We start from the raw sequence: 2,514 nt of genomic DNA on the forward strand, positions 1-2,514 counted from the left end.
GATCTGGGCGGTGGGCGACGGGCTGGCCCGCCGGCTGACCGGCCCGGGCCGCCTGGGCAGGCCGGTGCGGCTGCCCGAGGTGGACCTGTGCGCCGTCGAGGGGGAACGGCTGTGGTGGACCTCGCGACGCGACACCGCCCTGCGCGGCGGCCCGAAGGAGGTGGACCTCGGGACGCGGGAGCGCGGGGCGATGACCGTGTGCGCGGGCTCGGTGTGGGTCAGCGTGGACGGCGGCCTGCAGCGCGTCTCCGCCTGGTCGGGCGAGCCGCGGCGCTTCGTCGCGACCTCGGAGGGGCCGGTGCCGTTCCTGGTGTGCGCGAACGGCGTGCTGGTGGGCGGCGGCGGCCATGCCCTGTTCGCCCTCACCCCGGCCACCGGCGCCCTGCGCGGCATCCCGCTGGGCGGGAACGCCCCGCTCGCCCTCCTGGTCGCGGCGGGCAAACACGTCTGGGCCTTCCCCGCCCACCGCGCCGAAGCCCTGGTCATCTCCGTCTGAGCCCTACGGCTCTACGGCACCTCGCGGGCGGCGCGGCGCAGATCGTCGAGGCCGGCGTCGGTACGGCCGTCCGCGGGCATGGCCGCGAGGATGGCGTCTGTGCGCCGCGTGACGAGGTCGATGCCGGCGCGGTCGGTCAGGACGTAGAGCCGGTCGTTCCTGATGGCGTCGACGACCTGGTCGCCGACGGCGCCGGGGTCGGCGCCGTGCCGCTGCAGCATCGCCTCGATCTGCGGGGCGGTGCGCTCGACGCGTGCCCCGACTCCCGGCTCCGCCCCGACCAGGCTCCGGGCGGTGCGGGCGAGGTTCGTGCTGACGCCGCCCGGACACAGGACGGTGACGCCGACGGGGTGGCCCGCCGTGCCGAGTTGGTGCCGTAGCGACTCCGACAGGCCCACGACGGCGAATTTCGAGGTGGTGTACATACAGCCGACCCCGGCGCCGATGAGCCCGGCCGCCGAGGCGGTGTTGACGATGTGCGCGGGCGCGCCGCGGTCGAGCATGCGGGGCAGGAACGTCTGAACGCCGTTGACGACGCCGCCAAGGTTGATCCCGAGGACAAGATCCCACAGCCGGTAGGTCGTGTCGTCCAGGACCTCGGAGAAGGCGATGCCGGCGTTGTTGCACAACACCGAGACGGGGCCCAGCCGAGCCTCGGCCTCGTCGGCGACGCGGGCGTAGGCGTCGCGGTCGCGTACGTCGAGCTCGAACGCCTCGACCTGGGTGAGCTCGGCCAGTTCGGCCGCGGCGGCGCCGAGCGCGGGCCGGTCGAGATCGGCCAGGGCGAGCCTGCTGCCCTGGCGCGCCAGGCTCCGCGCGATGCCGAGCCCGATCCCGTGCGCGGCGCCGGTGATGAACGAGGTCGTGCCGTCGAGATGCATCATGCGCCTACTCTAACTTAGAGAGTGTCCAAGTTTAGAGCTTCTCTAAGATAAGATCCTGGGCATGGGACTACGGGAGCAGAGGAAGCAGCGCACCCAGCGGGCGCTGGTGGAGACCGCGCTGCGGATGTTCGCCGAACGGGGATACGAATCGGCCACGGTCGCGGAGATCGCCGCCGCGGCCGAGGTCTCGCCGGCGACGTTCTTCAACTACTTCCGGAGCAAGGAGGAGGTGGTCTTCGCCGACCGCCTGATCGCCGGTGAGGTCATGGCGCGCGCCCTGGAGGAACGCCGGGCGGGCGAGTCGCCGTCCGAGGTGGTGCTCAGGGCATGCGACCTGGCCCTGAGCTCGCCGTGGTGGAGCATGGATCCCGCCGACGACCTCGTCCTGATGCGCGCCCGGCTGATCGTCTCAGTGCCCGCGCTGCGTGCCCGCGCCCTGCTGGAGGTCGCCGAGTTGCAGGCTCGCTGGAGCGCGGACCTGGCCGAGGGCTTCGGCGGCGAGCTGGACCGCGTCGACGCAGACGTCCTCACCGGCGCGGTGATCGGGGCCATCCTCGCCGTGGCCGGGCGGGCGCTGCGCGAGAGCCCCCTGGACGAGCCGCTCCCCGAACTGGTCAGGCGCGCCGCCGCGGCGGCCCTGCGGCGGCGCCCGTGACGGCCGGGTTCAGGAGTAGTCGTTCTCGTCGTAGCGCTCCAGGCGCAGGAGGGTGCGGATCTTCGACGCCGGAGCCTTGCCGTCGTGGCGGACGGCGTTCAGCACCTGCTGGACGAGCGCGTCGCGGGTCCGGGCGCGGGCGGCCAGGAGCCAGTGGCGTTGCGCCCGGCCGGATGCGGCGGTGAGCCCGCGCATCGGCCCGCGCACCGCCGTGGGCCAGAGGGTGCCGGTCAGCCGCCGGATGTGCGTCCGGTTCGCGGTGGCGACCTGCGCCGCCCGGCGGCGCAGCTCGGTGACCGGCCGGCCGCCGTTGATCGCCTGCTCCAGGCGTTCGAGTGCGACGTTGTACGGCCGCACGACGGCCAGGTAGCGGCGGGCCGCCTGCTCGACGGTCAGGGCGGCCCGCGACACGCGCGGCGACGGGGTGGCGGAGGTGGACGGGGCGGAGCTCGTCGCCGGGGGCCGGACCCGTACGGTAT

The 2,514-nt window shown here is 74.1% G+C and carries 4 protein-coding genes; 2 read left to right on the forward strand and 2 right to left on the reverse strand.

Annotated features, from left to right (window positions below; all coding sequences use genetic code 11):
• Window positions 1-496, forward strand: a 496-nt coding sequence (locus tag C1J01_RS50805; RefSeq protein ID WP_220040480.1) for a hypothetical protein, incomplete at its 5' end; no start/stop codon positions are given.
• 11 nt (window positions 497-507) lie between these two features.
• On the opposite strand, the gene C1J01_RS47490 is transcribed toward C1J01_RS50805, so the two are convergent.
• Window positions 508-1,380 carry an SDR family NAD(P)-dependent oxidoreductase gene (locus tag C1J01_RS47490; protein ID WP_111185671.1) on the reverse strand — a complete coding sequence of 291 codons (873 nt, stop codon included), beginning with the start codon at window positions 1,378-1,380 and terminating at the stop codon, window positions 508-510.
• A 61-nt stretch (window positions 1,381-1,441) separates the two neighbouring features.
• On the opposite strand from C1J01_RS47490, the gene C1J01_RS47495 reads away from it, so the two are divergent.
• On the forward strand, window positions 1,442-2,035 hold the full coding sequence (locus C1J01_RS47495) for a TetR/AcrR family transcriptional regulator (RefSeq protein WP_111185673.1): 594 nt from the start codon (window positions 1,442-1,444) through the stop codon (window positions 2,033-2,035).
• 9 nt (window positions 2,036-2,044) lie between these two features.
• Here the strand turns inward: C1J01_RS47495 and C1J01_RS50810 are convergent.
• Window positions 2,045-2,514 (reverse strand): hypothetical protein (locus tag C1J01_RS50810; protein WP_181449367.1); only part of this gene is annotated, 470 nt, incomplete at its 5' end.

Source organism: Nonomuraea aridisoli (assembly GCF_003236395.1).
Classification (GTDB): Bacteria; Actinomycetota; Actinomycetes; order Streptosporangiales; family Streptosporangiaceae; genus Nonomuraea; species Nonomuraea aridisoli.